The following is an 18,106-nucleotide window of genomic DNA, read 5'->3' as shown; positions in this document are numbered from 1 at the left end:
CAGTCTACCGCAAGGCGGCCCTCTTGTGGATAGAAAAAAGAACAAACTCGAACAAGGGTAATATTGTTTATCCGCTTTAATTATGCTACTATCATATTTGTAAGCGTTATCATTATATTTCAGGGAGGCCAACAACATGGCTAGTTTGTCAGGTAAAACGTTATACATATTAGGTGCATTAGGGTGCTTAGGCGCAGTAGCCGGTGGATTAATGAGTCCGTCGTCGTCACTAAGCCCGCAAACCACGGCATACGCTAAAAAAGCAAAAACAGTTAAGCAGGCTAAGAACGTTCAGATTCCCGTTCAGTTCTTAGGGATTAACGATCTCCACGGTGGGTTACAGGCGACCGGGAAACTCTTTATGGATAGCAAGACGATCGAAGGTGCCGGGACCGTTGCCCGCCTAGGCGGTTACCTCGATCAAGCACAGACGTCATTTAAGAAATCCCATGCCAACGGCGTCACCGTGCGCGTTCAGTCCGGTGATATGGTCGGCGCTAGTCCCGCCAATTCAGCCCTCCTTGATGATGGCCCAACACTAAGTACGTTGAAGGCCATGAAGGTCAAGGTTGGCGTCATCGGTAATCACGAATTTGACCACGGCCTCAATCAATATGGCAACCTCGTTAATGGGAAAAAGCCTAGCACCACCGGCATCAAGAATCCCCAACAGGTCCAAGCTATTAAGAAATATCCGTTCGTGAAGACCGGCATGCAAATCGTGATTGCTAACGTTCGTGATAAAAAGACCAACAAGATTCCCGCTAATTGGAAACCCTACACGATCAAAAAGATAACGGATCCCAAGACTAAGGCCACGGTCAAGGTCGGCTACATTGGTATTTTAAATACCAATCTACCGGGCATCGCCAAGAACTACAAGCTACTTAATGAAGCCAAGACGATTGCTAAATACGATAAGCAGTTGCGGGCTAAGGGCGTTAAGGCCATCGTGGTTCTCGGTCATACCGGGGCAGTCACCCAGAATGGCAAGACCACTGGTGATGCCGTCAACGACCTCAAGCAACTTAACAAGATTGATCCGAAAAACAGTGTTGACATCTTCTTTGCTGGTCACAGCCACCAGTATGCTAATGGTCGCGTGAAGGGTGTGCCCGTGGTCCAAGCTGGGATGCAGGGTCGTGGCTACGCCAACATTACGGCTAAGCTGAGCACTAAGACCCATGATTTTGTCAAAAGTAGTGTCAAGGCAAAGGTCAGCCCTGTCTTTTCATTGAAGGATGACCCCACTGCTACGTTTGCCAAAGACAAGACCGTTAAGAAGATCAACAGCATCATTGCCGACGCCAACCACCGCGTGGCACCAATCATCAACACGGAAGTTGGGTCTGTCGCCGGTGGCAAGACCATCAGTAACGAGCTATCTGCCAACAAAGAATCCGCCGCAGCCTACGTGGTAGTCGATGCGCAACGAACGACCGCGAATGAACAGAACCATTCGGTCGACTTCGCTGTGACTAGTAATGACTCCATCCGTAGCGATATGAACGTTAACCCTGCTGGCAAAGTCACGTTGGGAACGCTGTACGACATGCAACCCTATGGCAATAGCCAGCCTATCGTTGAAATGACCGGGAAAGACCTCATTGACCTGTTGAACGAGCAGTACACCAAGTCCCAGCTCTACTTCCTGCAAATTTCCGGATTAACTTACAAGTACAGTCCAGCGACCACCGGTGACCAACTCTTCACGGTCTCCGATGTGAAAACGGCTAAGGGTGACGCTATCAACCCGACTCAGAAGTATCACGTCTTAACCAATGACTACCTCTCAACGGGTGGTGACGGTTACGCCGCCTTTACTCACGGCACAATCGTGGATAACGCCGGTCAGGATATTGACCTGCTGACGACTTACCTTCAAACACATAGCCCAATCACCACACCAAAATTAGACCGAAAAGTCCCACTGGCCTAACATCAGCATTTAACTGCATTTAAAAACGCCCAGACAACGGCCCCTTTGCACTGTTGTCTGGGCGTTTTCTGTTAGATCAAAAAAAAGATAACGACGGTTGCGGTTATTCTCAGTGTTGTCTACGCAAACTATGTAAGCCGAAAGGTCGGCAGATATGGGCTCAGGCGCGTCGTTCTACTTAGCCAGTAAGTGATCTGCTTACTGGCTTAATAGAAAACCAAGCTTGTAGACTCGTGGTTTCCGAGGCTTCAAGTTGTGTTCGCACCGATCCAGCCCATATCTGCCGGCCGGTAAGGCGACTCAACCACCAAGTTACCTAGTTTTAGCCCCACCGTTGTTGCTACTATACTTTGGACCTTTTTCACCGTAGTTAGATACCTGTCGTCAGAGGAGCGGTCCGCCGGTTATATTCAGGTCTTACTTGTCGTAAATGCTCTTCAAGCTCTTCACATCGGCCGTCGACAACTGCGTGTTCCCATGATCAATGGCAGTCATCACGGAGTCCCTGTCAGAACTGTGGTCGAGTCCTAGGGCATGACCTAATTCGTGCACCGCCACGGATAGCTTAACTGCCTGCGTATAAGTCACATTCAATTTGGCTTGACCGGTGTTGGTGGTTTGAATGCCCCGCCAACTGATGCGCTGTGTAATCTGAGGGCCACCGTGCCCCAACTCTACGGTTCCTTGCCTGAGTTCCTCTTCCTTGCGATAAGCACTCAGCGTGACCTGATTCTCATTGGCTTTCGCTTTGCCGGCTGTCAATTTGACGATGCCGGTCTGATTGTAGACCCGAATGGCCGTGTTGAACTTTTGTTTGACGCGTGCTGGCGTTCCCACCGCGTAATGGTAACGATACGTTTTCTGCAAGAGGACCCCCTGCATGGCCTCTTCGACCGGCGTGTTGTTCGCCCCGGTCTGAGTCGCTGCATCAGTGGTATTTCGCAAAATATACCCACTCGACCGATAGTCGGCGGACTGCGTCGTGGTCGTCTTGCCAGTCACTAGCCCCGTTGCCAACGTCGCTAACGCGGTTCGGTAATAGCTGAGTGAACGCCAATTGCTGACGACAAAGAGGCCTACTGCCAACGTCATGACCAACATGAATCGCCTAAAAATTTTCAACCTCACTTCGTCCCTTCCCGCTCTCTGTCGAAATACTTAATTCCGTTTAGATTTTAGGACTTCTAGTTGTGGACATCAACTAGTTAGGCTCGCTAGTTTTCACTTTACTTTCATTGGCGCAAAAAAACGCCGTCACCGATCTACAGACCGATGCCGACGTTCTTGGGTACAATTTAAACTAAAGCTAATACCGTAAAGTTAATGATAAACAGAATGGAAACGATCCAAATCAATGGGTGAACTTCCTTGGCCTTACCCAAGACGACTTTCACCAGGCAGTAGAAAATGAACCCAGCGGCGATTCCGTAGGTAATGTTGTAGGCAAACGCCATGATAAACGTAGTCATGAAAGCTGGAATGGCTTCATTTAAATCGTGCCATGGAATCTTACTGAGCGAGCTCATCATCATGATTCCCACCAGAATCAAGGATGGCGCAATTGCGGCGGTCGGAATGATCGAGAGCAATGGTGAAGCCAGCGAACTCAAGAGGAAGAGAATGGCAACCACAACACTGGTCAATCCGGTTCGCCCACCGGCACCGATCCCCGCGGAGCTTTCCACGTAAGTCGTTAGGTTAGACGTCCCGAAGATGGAACCCACCCCAGTTGCGATGGAATCAGCGAATAAGGCCTTGTCCAGCTTGGACTTGAATCCGGGTTGGCCTTCCAATTCGAGTTCCTTGGTCCCGGAGAAGATACCAGTTTGACGCCCCGTACCAATAAACGTCCCCAATGAATCGAAGGTGTCGGATAAGCTAAACGACAGGATCGTCATGAGCACCAAGATGACCCGGTTGTGCTCGGCAAATAATGACCCCATCCCTTCGTGAGAAAATGCCGCTAAGAAAGTCGTGCCCAACTGATGAACGGAGGAACCAATCGAATAACTGCTAGCTAAATGAAGATTCGTCACGCCCATGGGAATCCCAATTACCGTGGTGGCTAAAATCCCGATCAATAACGCGCCGGGAACTTTCCGTACCTTGAAGATGACGGTAATTACCAAACCAATCAACGCTAAGACCAACGCTGGTGAATTAAAATTTTCCAATGCCGGAACGATTCCCCCACCGGTCACAACGGTGCCGACACCTTGGCTAAACGCCTTTTGGGTCGCATCAAACGCCTTACCGTTAATGGACAGGATGTTACTAGCATCACTGGTAAACTGCAGGAAGTTCGCATTTTTCAAGCCGACGTAAGCAATGAAGGCTCCAATCCCACCACTGATAGCAAGTTGCAGATTCATCGGAATTGCCGAAATCAGCATTTTCCGAATCTTAGTGGCGGTAATAATGATATTGATAATACCACAGAAGAAGACTAGGGCCAGGGCTTGTTGCCACTTGAAGCCCAACCCCATCACTACGGTATAAGTGAAGAACGCGTTCAACCCCATTCCGGGCGCCAAGGCGTAAGGAACGTTTGCGAATAGTCCCATGACCAACGTGCCGGCAACTGAGGCAATGATGGTCGCCAAAAAGACCGCCTGTTGTGGCATGCCGGTCTGGCCTAAGATTTGCGGATTGACGAATAAAATATACGACATCGCGAAGAACGTCGTGATGCCGGCAACAACTTCGGTGCCAACAGTGGTTCCTGATTCTTTAAGCTTGAAAAACTTATCCACGGTGGATTCCTCCTAAAAGCGAATATTAATAAAATTATAGTCAGAAATCGTTAACTAATACATTCAAAACTATAACAGAGCAACGCTGAAAAAGCTACAAAAATTAAAAATAAACGAACTTTAATGCAACTGGCGTCATATTTAATTCGCTAGCTAGCCGTTCGGCCCTACGGTTAGTTAAAGTTGTGGCCATTAATCAAGTTGACTAATTATGGCCGCTAAGTTTTCCAGAATCTAAAAAGCAGTTGCCAGCCCGCAGGCCAACAACTGCATGTACCACATTCTATTGTCAATTGTTACCGACAGCTTTGCTGAGCGTCCTGCCGTAACCGCTGCAAGTCGCGATCACTCACCACTAGCTGGACCGCTCCGGTATCTAGGTCCACTTTAGCCTCAACAGTCACTTTCTTGTCACTCACGCTATCTCGCTTCAACTTCAAGGGTCCACTAAATGCCAATGTTTCTAACTTCTTCTGCACGGTTCCGACTCCTCTCTGAATTTCACAGCCAGTTTAGCATAACTTCAGGCTGGATTCTGCGAGAACGTCTTACAAATAATTTTATAAAAAATGACCTCCCAGATTCCACCAGGAGGTCATCGTGTCATTTACAATTAATCGTCTGCAACGACACCCGCTTCTTCTCGTCGGCGTCCCAGTCGCCCATACACGACGAGCATCACCACACAGGTCACCAGCATGTAGACGGGTAACGTGACGATTGAGCCATTGTGAACCAGACTCATGCCGTACGTCACAGCGCTGACCAGCAAATAGTAGCCCAAACTGAACCAACCACTGGCACTCCCCATAACGGCTTCATAACCGACCAACGCCCGGTTTAAGGCATTGGGTAACGTGATATTTAAGCCTAAAAAGGTGATGAAGATGCCCCCAATCATGGCGATTGCTGACTGCAGAACAGCCGCAACGAGTAGACCGCCGCCAGCAATGACGCTCAACAAGAGGCCTGCCATCGCAGCCCGTTCTGGTGACCAGAAGTTCAATGCAAAGTTGACGACGACCGCCCCTAACAGACTGGCACTCGCCAGCACCAGCCCCAACCAGCCATAGTGGACCGCAGAATAGCCAAAATGGGTCATGAAGATAAACGGCGCCTCCGCGTAGTAGCTAAACAGAATACCGTTGATCCCACCAATCAAGATACCGTACCCCCAAACGACGGGGTCGGTCAGCAAACGGCCAACAACTTGCCGCTGATCAACCCGCGGCGTGGTCGCCTGAATCGGCCGCGTTTCGGGGAGCCGACTCAGAGCATACATCCCCACAGCGACCGCCATCGTTATCAGTGTGGCAAAGACGCTACGGTATCCAAGATACGTCTGAACCAGGCCGCCGATCAGTGGCCCTAGAGCCGGAGCTAACGCCATGGCGGCACTGGTGCGAGCAAAGATTTTGGCCCCCGTGATGCCGTTAAAACTCTCGCGCATAATCGTCTGCGTGACTACAGAACCTGCACTGGCCCCGAAGGCTTGAACTAACCGCCAGCCTAAAAACGGGAGGAAACTACCGCTCAAATATAAGCCGCAATTGCCAAGCAGGTAAACGGCGATCCCCGCTAACATAGCCGGACGACGCCCCCATTTATCGGCTAACTGGCCCCAAATAAGGACCCCGATGGCAAACGCAATGAAGTAGGTGCTCATGGTCAATTGTACCCGGTTGGCGCTCACAGCAAAGGCACGCTGGAGCTGCGGCAAGACCGGGGTAAAGATAGATTCGCTGATTTGTGGAAAACCAACGAGGACAATAATTAATCCCAATGATGGGACAGTGTGACGGACGTTTTTCATCGTATTTCTCCTTAAAATTTACTCTACGGAAAAACGTCCTTGCCCGTTTGCGGGGACACACGCCATTAATTTTTCTAAATTCATGAGGCTAGCCCCCCTCTCAGTGTAATATTGTCCTACCATACGGGAGATTGTGGAACCTGTCAAGTCGGACAAAAAAGGCCAGGAAGTTAATTTTCCGGCCCTGCTACATTATAAAATAAACTTTTCAATGGCATCCGCAACGCCACGTTCGTAGTCGTTCGGCGTGACAAATTTCGCAACTTGCTTGACCTCATCGATGCCATTCGCCACTGAAATTGGCAACCCGACCTTCGTCAGCATGCCCAAGTCATTGGCATTATCCCCAATAGCAATGATTTCAGCGGCCGTCACGCCCAGTTGCTTACCAAGGTCCAGAATCGCAGTCCCCTTATCGACGCCGAAATGGTTGACCTCCATGTAGATTCCCGAAGAGTAAGTACAGTTGATCTGCCCATCAAAGGCCGCCGTCACGGCCTGCAACATCTCCTGTCGCACACTGAAGTTCGGATTCATGGCGATGACCTTCATAATCTGATCATCCTTAAATTGGTCAAACGCTCCCACCATTTCGTCGAAGTGAACGCCCCGCGTTTGCAAATAATGCCTATCGTCAGTCCGTGGCTGATAAATATACAAGTGATCTAGCGTGTAGACGTGAATGTCGACATCGTACTGGCGCATGATGTCAAAGACCCGCTGTGCCTCGTCAAATGGCATGGCATTGCTGACAATGACGCGGTTGCCTTGGTTCTCGATCACGGCACCACCGTTGTACGAGACGACGTATTCATTCGGCTGCTGATAAAGATGCAGTTGTTGCAGCAAGTCCTGAATACTGGTAAAACTCCGGCCCGTATTGGGAACAAATTTAACCCCTTGCGCCGAGGCCGCGGTAATTGCGTCGATGTTGGCCTGTGAGACCGTGCCATCTTTTCGCAGCAACGTTTCATCTAAATCACTCGTAATAATCTTGTACAAATCGCTTCGCCCCTCTGATTTTCGTTTAGGTCAACTATACCATGAGAAAGGCACTTGGTATAGGCCAATTTATACTGGCTTAGCCCGTCCATAGATGGCAAAAATGCCGCTAACCGTTAAGGTCCCAACACAAATAACGCGGCCAACCACGTAACCAACGGCGTACCCGGCACTCGCGGCGCCGTTGGCTGCATTCGATGCTAACAAGCTAGCTTCCGGTTGCCCACTAACTGTGACCACGATGACCGTGTTCAGAATAATTGCCATGATCGTGATTAAGGCCAGGTGCCAGCCATGAACTCGCCACGCAGCGAAGTCATGGTAGGCTGGAGCCAAAATAATCAGATTGATTAACATTAAGCAACCAGCAAGTGCCCCCAACCGATGTCCTGGTAAAAAGAGCAAGATATAAGTGAGAAATAGAAACGCAATATTCGCATAAATGGTCGTTTCCACGACGCGGTCATTCCACCGACTAACCTTTTCTTGATGTTGATAATGTTGTGCCATTCCCAAGTCCTCTTTCATCAAACGATCTAGTGAAATCTGATAAACGTCCCCTAGTTTTACCAGCGTTAGGATGTCCGGATAGGTTCGCCCATTTTCCCAACTTGAAATGGTCTTCCGTGAAACATGTAATTCGGTCGCGACATCCGCTTGCGTCATCCCTTGCTGATGCCGGACACTTTTTAAGTTGTCCGCAAAGTTCATTAGCCCCGCCTCCACAAAATAGCTTACCGAAAATGACGTTAATCGACAAGCTCGGGTTTGTAGCATTCGCGGCATGACGGCGTTTAACGCACCTTATTTGACACACTATTTGTTGCAAAACGGTGGACGTTAGCCATCACAAAACGGGCGATGGGTTGGACAATGAAGGCCTCAATGATAAAAGCAATGGTGAAATTCCGGGGCCATTTCACTACAAAATGAATGATGGGGTCTGTCGTAATCTGACCGGTGCAATCAGGTTGACTGAAATCAGTGAGATAATCGCCATAAATAAGATTGTTTCCCGTAAGTTCTGTGGTAACCGTTGTTGAAATTTCAAAAATAAACACGCCTTCAACAAATTAGTGACAAAAAAATCAGCACGCCGACTAAAGAAACTAGCCGACGTACTGATCAATTATACGCAATAGCGACATTCTTAGAAATCGTAACAAAATCGTCATTAGTCCGTTGCTTGCCACAAATACTTCGCATCCAACTCATGGTCAAACGACGTCAAAATCTTTGGGCCATTGTCGGTCACGACCAGCGTGTGTTCATACTGGCAGCTCAAACTACCATCGATGGTCCGAATCGTCCAACCATCATCGGCGGGATCACTACAGCCCCAATCGCCCACGTTGATCATCGGTTCAATGGTAATGGTCATGCCGGCCTTTAACCGCGTCCCGTGGCCTGCTCTACCATAATGGGGAACGTCTGGATCTTCATGCATGGTTGGCCCGATGCCATGGCCCACGTAGTCACGTACGACGCCGTAGCCCAATTCATCTTCGGCATAGGCTTGAATGGCATGGCCAATATCACCGATACGATTACCGACAACGGCTTGGTCGATACCGAGATACAGGGATTTCAGCGTCACATCCATTAATTTTTGAACCTCGGCAGAAGCTTCACCCGCCACAAAAGCGTGGCAAGCGTCACTGAGGTAGCCGTGGTAGTCGATGACTGTATCGACTTTGATCAAGTCGCCCTGCTTAATCAGAATGTCTTTGCTGGGACAACCGTGACAGATCATGTCATTGACGCTGACACAGGTCGAGTACTTGTAGCCTTCAAAATTCAGTTCTCCTGGCGTAGCGTCGTGGTCAATAATGTATTGGTAAGAAAAGTGGTCGATGTCCCAAGTCGTAATACCGGGCTTGATGTAATCGGCTAACGCGTGAAAGAGGCCGGCCAAAATGTCGCCAGCGGCCTGCATGCCGTTAATTTCACGGGTTGATTTTAGTGTAATCATAGTGTCCCTCCTGAACGGTAGTTGTGCTTAATTTCAGTATACCTTACCTGACCGAAAAGAAAAATTCCAGTGGCTTAGGCTTGCGCATGCCGGAACGCCTGTCGCATTTCCCAAGCTAAAATAAACTTGGCTCCTTCATCGGGAGTGTCGTTGCGATCAAACCACTTGGCTTGGGCCAATTCATCATGTTCCAATTGAATGGCTTCCGGCTGGTCCAGCTCGGCGAAGAAGCCCATAAGTAGCGACTCGGAGAAGGCCCAGGGCTGGCTACCATAGTAATGAATGTTGCGAATATCTAGTCCCACCTCTTCATGAACCTCACGGCGCACGGCATCTTCAAGGGTCTCACCAATTTCAACGAAACCAGAGATCAACGTGTATGGTTGGTAACCCGTTAGGTATTTCGTCAACAAAATCTTATCGCCGCTGGTAACCCCGACCACCACAACTGGCGAAATTCGCGGATATATTTTCTGCCCACACTGCGGACAATCCATGGCCCGTTCTTGCTGGTCGGGAACCATGGCGTGCCCACATCGACCACAGAACTGGTTAGTCTCATACCACCAACCCAGGTGAGCAGCGGTCGCGCCTGCATAACCTAACCAGGTCGGTGAAAAATTACGAAAGGCCCGAGCATTTGTGTATTGATAGTCTGTATCGGGCGCGACTTTAGCCGCCACCAAATAAAACGCTGTTTGGTCGATTTGAAAGAGGTACGTCATCTGGCTTGGCCGCAACTGCCATTTGACCGTGACTTCCTGAAACTTCGGCAACGCACGCGCTTGATACATGACAACCTGACGATCATTGTAAATAACGACGTAATCATCAGCGCGTGGTGCTCGCCGCTGTTCATAGTGATTGTCGAAGACTTTAGGGGCAATGTCCTGAAACATGTTTTAACCTGCTTTCTTGAGATTGACGAGAAGTAAAATCGTAGTTTGATTTTACACCTTTATTGGGTGAAGCGTAGGCCTTCTGAGACCCAGAACGCAAAAAGAGTCACTACATCACGTAATGACTCCCTTGCAATCTATTCTAGCTGATTTACTTGACTAAAGCATGACTAGCAGTAACGTAGCCGCCAGCAACTCGGTAGTGGAGAACACCCTTGTTAGAGTAATCCCAACCAGTCACTTTAAGCACCGTCTTCGCTGAGATTTGGTGCAGTTTGTGCTTGAAGTTAACATCACGGTAAAGATTGATACTCTGTTTTACCGTAATTGTCTTTGGCTTCGTGTGCTTACCAGTTTGAACGTCTTGCTTATTAGCTGAAACGTACTGTTTATTGGTTAATTGGAAACTGTACTTGCCATTTTGACGGACAATTCGTTTCACCTTTAACACCTGGCCTTGACGATAATGATGCTTCGTCTTACCAGACAGTTTGCCGTTGCTATAAGCATTGAGTCCCTTGGCGTTGATCACTGTAATCATCTTAGCAGCTTTGGTATATGTTGCCGACTGAATGTACTTGGAACTAGCCGTGATATACCCAGTCTTACCATAGCTCTTAGACTTTTTGTTCACATCGCGAACATGGTAACGCAAATGCCCTGCTTTAGACTTAGCTGTCCCTAGGACCTTAAACTGCGGCTGGTGCATTTGTGCTTGTTGCCGGTAAGCCACAATCCGCCCCGACTTGGAGAAGTCTGGTTTCCGGTAAAGGGCCATACCCTTAACAGCAGTAACAACAGATGGTGTTGACTTCTTGTGTGCCGAAGTTGACGTCGTTGGCTTTGAAGTCTCCGCCGTTACTGTTGGCTTTGCAGGAGTCGTTGGTTTTGTAGCCGGTGTTTCATGCGTTGGTAATGTTGGCTTGCCCGGCACTGTTGGCGTCGTTGGTGGTGTTGGCTTACTTGGTACCGTCGGTTTTGTCGGTGGCGTTGGCTTGCCTGGTTCCGTTGGCTTTGTTGGTGGCGTTGGCTTGCCTGTATCAGTCCCACCACCTTGACCATTGTTACCATCCGTAATCGTTTGTGGATGCTTATTAGCAATTAAATCGACCGCATCCACTTGGTTACCATCTGGATCACGCGTAATAATCTTCATCTGGTTGTCATTAACTTCGGCCGTCAAATAGACTTTTTGATTTTTATCCTTTTCAGCTTGTAAGAAGGCCCAAGCTCCTGGCTCGTTTGGTAAGATATCATACGTCTTATCCCCAGTATGTCCCGCTGCGAGATACGTGGTCCCCTTGGTTGCATTCTCCTTGTTGTCAAAAAGTTTTTTCGTTCGACCATAGGAATGATCATGACCGCTGAAGACAACATCGATACCTAATTCATCACAAACCGGTGGTAACATTTTCCGGAACATCGTTGATTCAGAATCAGATGGGTTCTTGTTGTATGGTGGTTGATGGGTCGCCACAATCTTCCAAGTCTTGTTAGAAGCTTGCATGTCTTGGCGTAACCAATCTAATTCTTGCTTCATTTCATCAACGTTGTTCGTCCATCCCAATGAAGCAATGTGGATATTACCGTAGTCAACCGAGAAGGTTCCCTTCTTGTTGACTGGTGCGCCGTTATGGCTTGGGGTTCCCAGCATTGCCGTTGCCTTGCTACCATCATCCCCCATGTATTCATGGTTCCCTAAGACGTGAATCATATCTAGGGAGTCATACACGGGATGGTTATCAAACATCTGTGACGTAATGTCAGCCTCATTAAAAACGGCTTGATCATCGTTAAAGTCACCGACATGTAATGCAAAGTCCGGTTTATGTTCAGCTGTTTCCAACCGTTGAATAATCTTGTCAAAGTCGGCTAACTGCTCTGCGTTGCTGACCTGCGTATCACCGAAGATATTAAAGCGCAACTGCTTACTATCCGTTAACGTCTTAAATTGGCGTGGTGCGGACCATTTCTCGCCATTTCCAACGCGGAAAGTGTAGTCAGTTCCTGGCTTCAGGTCTTTGGCAGTCACACTATTTACAGAAACTGCCTTGCTATCACTGACGTAGGTAAATGTCTTTTGTTCACCCTTATAGTCCTTAAATGCCTTTTCCTTTTTATCCGCATAATCCTTAGAAGGCGCAATTTGCATGATTGCTGCTTGCTTCCCGACGATAGGATTAGAGAACCAGGTAACCGTCTTTTGCGTCGTTGGATCTTGCGTCGCCCCTGTCAGCAAGTTAGAAGGTGTATCTGACTTTACTGGCGCAAATGCTTGGGCTGGCATTGGGAAACTACTATGGCTACCAATAGCTGCAGTCAACGTAAACTTACCCGCTTTTTCGGTTAACTTGTCACTCTTAAGTCGACCCTGACTATCAGTCTTGCCAACTTCAACCGACTTATCATCCGTTGTCATCGTCACCACTGCGCCACCAACTGGCTTGTTGTGCGCATCAACTACAGTTAACGTGCCTGCTGCCCCAACAATCATTTGGCCCAGCTTCATTTGATAACTGGCTGCAATCTTAATTGGCGTTGGCTTCGATGCAAAAGTACTCAGCATGTCTGCGTTAGGTGCATCGACAAATTCGGCAGTTCCTTTGGTAAGTTGTAAGACAAGTTTTGCATCTGCCTCGGTAGCCGTCGGAATATTTAACGTTACATGTGCCAGCGACTTGTTTGTGCCTTTTGCTTGGCTATTTTCCTTAATGTGTAGTTTTAGGATTCCAGTACCTTCGTCATATTCAAAGGTATTATCTTTAGACGCATTGGCAAATTTAACATCCTTAACTGGGAAACCTTTTCCGACGTTAATTGTGAATTCGCCAGACTTAATTTTAGCTAGATTCTCCGCCATGATGTCAAAGCCAACCGTGCTACCCAAGTTAGCCGATACATTTTTGGCAACCTCTAAGCTAATTCCAGTTTCGTTGCTCGTGTGAACTTCAAAGTAAGCATCCTTATCCGTCCGGTTGCCAAACTTATCGTACACGGATACCTTAACGTGGTGCGTACCATTAGCGTATTGGTAACCCTTCAGTGTAAACGTACCATCCGGATCGAAGGTGTACTTGGTACCATCGCTGGTCATATCTTGACCATCAATATAGATCTTGTTCTTTTCCCAGTCGATGCCCGTCATGTTGGGGTCATCTTGGTTGTCATGTACCTTGGTCGTGATTGTAATATTACCATCTTTAAACGTCTTGCCATCAACGGAAATATTATCCACAATTGGACTCTTCAAATCGTCAACGTTAGCACCGTATACCGCCCGAATATTATCAACATAAATGCTTCCTTTGGTCTGTGGTGAGCCACCTGGGGCACCAGACTTTAACGCCATAATCCGCACAACTTGTGAAGGATAAGTCGCATATGGTCCTTGATAATTAGCTGGAATTTCGGCTTCCACATACTTCCAACCGAGCCAGTCGATTCCCTTCTTTTGATCAGTAAAGTTGAGCGGCTTAAATCCCCCACTGCCATCGTAAATTTGGCTTCTTAGCCAGTAACCCTGTGCTTCAGGTGTTGCATAAACCCACATTCCAATTGCTGTTGGAACGCCCGGAATTTCCTTCTTATCTTTTGGCCCAGCGTAAGCACCTAACGTAGTTCCCTGTTGTCCAGTTGTGAAGTCGAATTTGACCTCCATAGCGTGGTCTCCAAAGCGAACCTGTCCATTCTCTGGACTTGCTAGTGACAAGTTATTTTGTTCCCCACGCTTGGCGCTTCCAACTGACCAATCACCTAGTCCATTTTCAAAATCATACAGAACAACAGGCAATTGCCCAATTTGAACTTCTAATGATTCTGAAATCTTAGTGCCAGCAACCGTCGCCGTAATCGTTCCCTTGGCATGCTTACCAGCCGTATGTAACTGGTTTTTATCGTCAATTGTCCCTAACTCTGCAGGCAAGTTCCAGTCGATATCGCCGGCCTTCAATGTGACATCGCGGCCCTTATAACGGGCAGTCATTCCCAATGAGGCGACAAAGTCCGTCTTTAAACTCAACTTCTTGTTTAAGAATTCAATCGTATCTGGCGTTGCCACCGTGACCGTTGCTTGACCAACCGTTTTACCGTCATGAACTAAATTAGCGGTAACGTCACCACTTTTACCATTTGACTTAAACGCACCGGTTTTCGCATCGATTTCACCTAAGCTCTTGTCTTGTAGCGACCAAGTTGCGTCAGCCGGTAATTCTGCATCATAACCAGCCTTATCGACCCCTTTGGCCGTGAAATTGATAGTTGACTCTGGCGTGTACACTTGATCCTTAGGCGTTACCTGTGCACGGTCAAAAGTATGGTCAGACTTTTCAGTTGTCGTAATCAGCCAACTGTTGGCAACCTTACGCTCTTCACCATCGGAAGGCTTGTTCTTTAAACTCAAGTCTTTGTCACCCGGTGTTCGGGATAAGTACGTTGCGGACCCACCACCATCAAGGTTCAATGCGTCAACGGCGCCTTGGTCCTTCATCGTCTCTGCGAGTTCCGCCGTTGTCATTCCATTAGAGTACGGCGATTGCTTCCCATCAATGGTGACGAAGAACACAGTGCCATCTGCACGAATACCCACAGCGCTACGGGCAGCAAAGTTATCGCCATACTGTGTCAGACCAGTCTGAACGACACCTTGTTTCACCAAGATTCCTAAACCACCCAAGGCTTGTTGTAAATCACCCTTCACGGCGTCATATTGCCCCTGATCGCCAATCATGGCTTCACCATTCTTCTTAACCCCAAAGAAGGCTTCGCCACTATCTGCCTTTGCCGCATGAATTTCGACACCATCCTTAACGACACTTCCGGACGGTTCACCCGTTCCCATGTTAAAGAAATCCGCGTTAAGCCCGGCAACTACTTGATGACCATTTTTGATTGCTGCCTCGGCTTCACCGCGAACCGTCTGTAAACCGATGTCTTTGCCATCATCCATTGTCCCGGCGTACAATCCAGCGGTCTTATCCTTTAAATCGACCGATACAGAATGCATGACCGTACGATCACCTGCCGTGTTCTTGTAGGTTACCTTGGTTTCTTTGATTCCTGAGGCTAATTGATTTCCAGTTTGTTCAAACGTATTCCCCTTTACATCTACGGCTTTGGTGGTTTCAGCCTTAGCCGCCACTTGACTTGCCAAAATCTGATGGGTCATACTCGTTTGCGCATGCGCCACCGGTGTCAGCAATGGCATCAATACTAGAGCAGTTGCGAGTGTTGCTCGTAATTGTCTTCCTCGGGTAGTCATCTATCTCAAAATCCCTTCTGAATTTGTCTGCAAATATACAATTTGGCACTTCGACCGTTCATAATCGAAATAGCATACTGCACAGTTTACCCGAGTTTTCATGCGATTTGGGTAACTACACTAACCCTGTACAATTCATCTACACAACCTTTACGTGTTTATTAAAAAGCCTATATAACAGCGATTACAGCAGACGCATTCATAATTTTCTATGTATTTAAATCGATGATTACTGACATTTCTCCAACTACTTTCATCACTTCTGTGACCTGAATTTTCTGAAAATATATGTTAGAATCATAATCACTTGTGCTAAATTCAATTTACCTTTCAGAAAACAACAGTCTAAGGAGGCTTGCAACTCACATGTCACTCACAAAACGAGAGCTTGGCAATTATCTTATTGGTTTTGCCTTTGTTCTCCTCATGGTTACCACCGCTACTTTACGCCATGATGCCGAAATCATCCTGCCAGAAATTGCCGCCCTTACAACCGGCACGTGGATTTATCAAAACAAGACTTGGATTCGTCAACCCATCAAGCTATTCCTTGCCCCATCTGGAACCGCAGTCATTGGTTTCTTGGTCAACCAAGCAACCATTAGCTATCCGGAGAAAGTCCTCTTAACCCTGGTTTTAATCCTGATCTTGCTCCGAATTCTAAACTCGACCTTAGCCCCCGCCTTCGCAACCGGCCTATTGCCCATCATTATTAACGCCACCCATTGGTCTTTTATTCTCGCCATTTTTCTATTTACTGCATTATTAATGCTTGGTGTTTTAATTCAGGGGCACTATAAAGGGCTTCCTGCAGGCCACCCACTCCGGTTCTCTCACATGCTGGGCTTTAGCCTCACCGCTTTACTTTGGGTCATCATTGTTTGGGCTTGCGGCTACCCCCAGATGGCAGGCATTCCTCCTGTCCTAGTCGTCTTTTTCGAAGTCTCTCAGATGCCCACCTATTCTGTAAAATTGGCAATTAAACACGTGATTGCCCTAGGCGGTGCGGCAACCATTGGCGTGCTGGTTCACCTTCTGCTGGCTTCTTGGTTACTGACGACCCTGATCAGTTTGCCATTAGTCTTTGTTTTACTACAACTACTGCGTGTCAAATTACCTGCCGCCTATGCCTTTCCGTTACTAGCGTTGGTACTCCCAATTAGCATGTTCCACCGACTACCCCTATCCGCGTTTCTAGCAGCAACATTCTTTCTTGGCACCGTCGTGATCTACCGTCAGTTACAGAGTCGCTTACAGGTCACGATTGAGAATGACTAATCTAAAATGACCATCGCCCAACGTTTGCGGTGGTCATTTTAATTTACAGAGATTTTACATAAACGTGACGCCTTCTACACAGTCATTACCTATGATTGAAGTTACTTACTTCATCCTGCACTTACAAAGGAGACTCGCCGTGTTAGAAATTATTAAAGCCGTCATTCTCGGCATCGTCGAAGGAATTACTGAGTTTCTACCGATCAGTTCCACCGGTCACCTTTACTTGGCCGATGAATTCGTTAAATTAAATGAATCGACTGCCTTTATCAATATGTTCATGGTGGTTATCCAACTGGGCGCGATTCTGGCTGTCTTGGTGCTCTACTTCAATAAACTCAATCCATGGGCGCCAGGTAAAGACCAGCTTGAACGTAACCAAACCTGGACACTCTGGTTTAAGGTTATCGTCGCCGTCTTACCTTCAGTCATCGTTGGTCTACCCTTGAATGACTGGATGGACGCTCACCTGACCAGTTGGCAAGTTATTTCTGCAACCCTGATTATCTACGGCATTCTCTTCATTGTAATTGAAAACTTCAATCAGAAGAGACGCCCGCGCTTTGCGGATCTCAACCAGATTTCTTACAAACTAGCCTTGATGATCGGTCTCTTTCAGGTGCTTTCACTAGTTCCAGGGACATCTCGTTCTGGGGCAACCATCTTAGGCGCTATCCTCATCGGCGCTTCCCGCTACGTGGCCACTGAATTTTCATTCTTTTTGGCAATTCCGACCATGTTCGGTGCCTCACTGCTTAAGGTGTTAAAATACTTCGTTAGCGGCAATACCTTTACCGGTAGTCAGTTGCTGGTTCTTTTCACCGGTGTGGTGGTCTCATTTGTGGTTGCCTACCTGTCAATTAAATTCCTGCTAAATTACATTCGGAATAATGACTTTAAACCTTTCGGCTGGTACCGTATCGGCCTAGGAATTATCGTCATCAGTTACTTTGGATTAATTCGTTGACCTATCAATCGGTCCGCCCTCTTTAGAGATTGCGGGTCGATTTTTATTTTCTGGCGATTCATTTGCAGTTATAGTAATCAAGCCTCTAACGTACGCCAGTCGTTGATTCTGAACGATTTTAATGCATCCCACCTACGTATAAAACTAACAGATGTGACGACCTTTTAATTCCCTAGTAACATGACTGCAATACTAATCGGGTATGCTAGTTAGTATTAAGAGACAA

At 47.7% G+C, this 18,106-nt stretch carries 13 protein-coding genes; 3 read left to right on the top strand and 10 right to left on the bottom strand.

Annotated elements, in window-relative coordinates; genetic code table 11:
- Positions 1–136: 136 nt before the first annotated feature.
- Positions 137–1,939, top strand: coding sequence for a bifunctional metallophosphatase/5'-nucleotidase (locus FAY32_RS00240; RefSeq protein WP_143461326.1), 1,803 nt, complete (start codon positions 137–139; stop codon positions 1,937–1,939).
- Between the two features lie 417 nt (positions 1,940–2,356).
- Here the strand turns inward: FAY32_RS00240 and FAY32_RS00235 are convergent, their stop codons facing one another.
- The 10 genes from FAY32_RS00235 to FAY32_RS00190 form a co-directional block, all read right to left on the bottom strand.
- Complete coding sequence (locus FAY32_RS00235) at positions 2,357–3,061, bottom strand: matrixin family metalloprotease (protein ID WP_143461325.1); 705 nt, start codon at positions 3,059–3,061, stop codon at positions 2,357–2,359.
- Positions 3,062–3,234: 173 nt separating this feature from the next.
- Complete coding sequence (locus FAY32_RS00230; protein ID WP_143461324.1) at positions 3,235–4,692, bottom strand: NCS2 family permease; 1,458 nt, start codon at positions 4,690–4,692, stop codon at positions 3,235–3,237.
- 296 nt (positions 4,693–4,988) lie between these two features.
- On the bottom strand, positions 4,989–5,171 hold the full coding sequence (locus FAY32_RS00225; RefSeq protein WP_143461323.1) for a hypothetical protein: 183 nt from the start codon (positions 5,169–5,171) through the stop codon (positions 4,989–4,991).
- Between the two features lie 134 nt (positions 5,172–5,305).
- Positions 5,306–6,505, bottom strand: coding sequence for a multidrug effflux MFS transporter (locus tag FAY32_RS00220; RefSeq protein ID WP_143461322.1), 1,200 nt, complete (start codon positions 6,503–6,505; stop codon positions 5,306–5,308).
- A gap of 192 nt (positions 6,506–6,697) precedes the next feature.
- Positions 6,698–7,507, bottom strand: a complete 810-nt coding sequence (locus tag FAY32_RS00215; RefSeq protein WP_143461321.1) for a Cof-type HAD-IIB family hydrolase — start codon at positions 7,505–7,507, stop codon at positions 6,698–6,700.
- 69 nt (positions 7,508–7,576) lie between these two features.
- Complete coding sequence (locus FAY32_RS00210; protein ID WP_143461320.1) at positions 7,577–8,218, bottom strand: helix-turn-helix domain-containing protein; 642 nt, start codon at positions 8,216–8,218, stop codon at positions 7,577–7,579.
- A gap of 211 nt (positions 8,219–8,429) precedes the next feature.
- Entirely contained in the window at positions 8,430–8,558 is a 129-nt protein-coding gene (locus FAY32_RS14955; RefSeq protein ID WP_263862535.1) for a hypothetical protein, read from the bottom strand.
- A 123-nt stretch (positions 8,559–8,681) separates the two neighbouring features.
- On the bottom strand, positions 8,682–9,479 hold the full coding sequence (gene map / locus FAY32_RS00200) for a type I methionyl aminopeptidase (protein ID WP_143461319.1): 798 nt from the start codon (positions 9,477–9,479) through the stop codon (positions 8,682–8,684).
- Positions 9,480–9,553: 74 nt separating this feature from the next.
- The gene (gene nudC / locus FAY32_RS00195) at positions 9,554–10,378 is read right to left on the bottom strand and encodes an NAD(+) diphosphatase (RefSeq protein ID WP_143461318.1); all 825 of its coding nucleotides are present in this window, start codon (positions 10,376–10,378) and stop codon (positions 9,554–9,556) included.
- A gap of 151 nt (positions 10,379–10,529) precedes the next feature.
- Complete coding sequence (locus tag FAY32_RS00190; protein WP_143461317.1) at positions 10,530–15,635, bottom strand: phosphodiester glycosidase family protein; 5,106 nt, start codon at positions 15,633–15,635, stop codon at positions 10,530–10,532.
- A 366-nt stretch (positions 15,636–16,001) separates the two neighbouring features.
- Here FAY32_RS00190 and FAY32_RS00185 point away from each other — a divergent pair, with 366 nt between their 5' ends.
- Both FAY32_RS00185 and FAY32_RS00180 read left to right on the top strand, forming a co-directional pair.
- The gene (locus tag FAY32_RS00185; protein WP_143461316.1) at positions 16,002–16,913 is read left to right on the top strand and encodes a hypothetical protein; all 912 of its coding nucleotides are present in this window, start codon (positions 16,002–16,004) and stop codon (positions 16,911–16,913) included.
- A gap of 139 nt (positions 16,914–17,052) precedes the next feature.
- Positions 17,053–17,880, top strand: a complete 828-nt coding sequence (locus tag FAY32_RS00180; RefSeq protein WP_143461315.1) for an undecaprenyl-diphosphate phosphatase — start codon at positions 17,053–17,055, stop codon at positions 17,878–17,880.
- The last annotated feature ends 226 nt before the right edge of the window (positions 17,881–18,106 follow it).

The organism is Levilactobacillus enshiensis, assembly GCF_007115095.1.
Taxonomy (GTDB): domain Bacteria; phylum Bacillota; class Bacilli; order Lactobacillales; family Lactobacillaceae; genus Levilactobacillus; species Levilactobacillus enshiensis.
This window is presented reverse-complemented; position numbering and strand designations above follow the sequence as displayed.

Bases quoted from the DNA above. Each gene is read 5' to 3' on its own strand.
- FAY32_RS00240 (WP_143461326.1), top strand. From the start codon at position 137: ATGGCTAGTTTGTCAGGTAAAACGTTATACATATTAGGTGCATTAGGG.
- FAY32_RS00220 (WP_143461322.1), bottom strand. From the start codon at position 6,505: ATGAAAAACGTCCGTCACACTGTCCCATCATTGGGATTAATTATTGTC.
- FAY32_RS00210 (WP_143461320.1), bottom strand. From the start codon at position 8,218: ATGAACTTTGCGGACAACTTAAAAAGTGTCCGGCATCAGCAAGGGATG.
- map (WP_143461319.1), bottom strand. From the start codon at position 9,479: ATGATTACACTAAAATCAACCCGTGAAATTAACGGCATGCAGGCCGCT.
- nudC (WP_143461318.1), bottom strand. From the start codon at position 10,378: ATGTTTCAGGACATTGCCCCTAAAGTCTTCGACAATCACTATGAACAG.
- FAY32_RS00190 (WP_143461317.1), bottom strand. From the start codon at position 15,635: ATGACTACCCGAGGAAGACAATTACGAGCAACACTCGCAACTGCTCTA.
- FAY32_RS00185 (WP_143461316.1), top strand. From the start codon at position 16,002: ATGTCACTCACAAAACGAGAGCTTGGCAATTATCTTATTGGTTTTGCC.